Raw genomic sequence first — 1,063 nt, 5'->3', positions numbered from 1 at the left:
CATCAAAATCAGGGGATAAAAGTGTAGCTGTAAGCTTAAAATCAACTATGATAGTTTCAGAAGACGAACTTAATAGGAGACAAGCTGTTCTGCAAGAGAAAGCAGATGAGATAAGATCAAAAGCTGAATTAAGATGGAAACGAACAAAGGTAGAAAATTTAGAATTTGCAACTAATCAAATATCAGGAGTTGAAGCATATACCTGGTATCGTGGATGTAGCTCCACCTCTCTGGCTATGATATTTAATTATCATGGTAGCCATGGATATTCAAACTTACTCCATCCAGTAAGTACATTTAGCTGGAATGGACCCAATAATATTCTAATGAATCCTACTTGTCCAAGAGACCTAGTTGATCATTTTGCAAATTTTTTTGGTTTTCCGCAAAGTGGAGGAGTTGACTCTGACTATGGGTCCTCTGCCTCTCAGCAGAGAAATGCAATTATTGATGTTGCCGAACAGCATGGATATAAGTTTACTTCTAGTGTTGACTCCTCCCATTCTTATACAACTTTTCAAAATGAAATTGATAATAACCGTCCTATAAAAGTCGGTTATGATACCGGTGCAGGAAGACATGCGGTTTGTGGGTTTGGGTATGATTTTGGAACCGATCACCGAATTGCTGTGTATAATACATGGGACTTAAATCCACATGTTATGGTATGCGAGAACGAAGCCATTTGGAATTGGGTGACAGTTGTACCTCCACAAAATATCATCTCAGGCCTTGTCATTGACCGCTCTGGTAGTATGGGTTCACCGGATAAACTCCCAGTGGCTAAATCGGCAGCGAGATACTTTGTTGATGCCTCTGAAGCAGGAGATGAGATAGCTATTTCTGCTTTTGATCACAATCCACTTTTAGTTTTTAGTGGCAGCCCTGACTGAAATTACTCAAACAGATCCAACGAATAACCCAACAAAGGATAGTCTAAAAACTGAACTTTTGCGTTAGTTCAAATTCGAATTAAATCTGGGCTAATGTAAAAGTTCAGCCAATAAAAAAATCAAAATCTTTTGGTTATTCTTTAACAACCATTTTTTTCTCTTCCAGTTCC

The 1,063-nt window shown here is 38.2% G+C and carries 1 protein-coding gene; it reads left to right on the top strand.

Going from position 1 to position 1,063, the window contains the following annotated elements; all coding sequences use genetic code 11:
* Positions 1-893, top strand: an 893-nt coding sequence (locus AB1414_21435) for a C39 family peptidase (GenBank protein ID MEW6609974.1), incomplete at its 5' end; no start/stop codon positions are given.
* Positions 894-1,063: the final 170 nt, after the last annotated feature.

The organism is bacterium (assembly GCA_040755795.1).
In the GTDB taxonomy this organism is placed as follows: domain Bacteria; phylum UBA9089; class CG2-30-40-21; order CG2-30-40-21; family SBAY01; genus JBFLXS01.
This window is presented reverse-complemented; position numbering and strand designations above follow the sequence as displayed.